General features: G+C 45.0%; 1 protein-coding gene. It reads right to left on the reverse strand.

Annotated elements, in window-relative coordinates:
- Positions 1–473 (reverse strand): FAD-binding oxidoreductase (locus tag AB4496_RS26930; RefSeq protein ID WP_372132976.1); only part of this gene is annotated, 473 nt, incomplete at both ends.

Consider the following 473-nt stretch of genomic DNA (forward strand, 5'->3'; position numbering starts at 1 on the left):
AACACCAACAGAGCCGAAGCTTTGTTTGGATGTTCGATAACCGTGTTGTAGGTAATCTCAGCAATGAAACCTAGTGTACCTTCTGAGCCAATCATCAAGTGTTTGATGATCTCAATTGGGTCGTGGTAATCGACCAAGGCATTCAGAGCGTAGCCAGTGGTGTTTTTGAGGCGGTACTTGTGGCGAATTCTGTCTGCGAGTTCTTGGTTTGAAGCTGTCTGTTGATGTAATTCGACAATGCCTTTAAACAGCTCTTTATGTGATAGCTTGAATGCTTCAACACTTGCGTTATCTGCCGTATCAAGCAGGGAGCCATCACTCAATACGATTTTCATGCTCTCGACGGTGCGATACGAGTTTTGCGCAGTACCACAACACATACCACTGGCGTTATTTGCTGCAATACCACCGATTTTACAGGTATTGATTGAAGCTGGATCTGGGCCGATTTTACGTTGGAAAGGAGCAAGGTA

The sequence above is a fragment of the Vibrio sp. 10N.222.46.A1 genome (genome assembly GCF_041473595.1).
Taxonomy (GTDB): Bacteria; Pseudomonadota; Gammaproteobacteria; order Enterobacterales; family Vibrionaceae; genus Vibrio; species Vibrio tasmaniensis_A.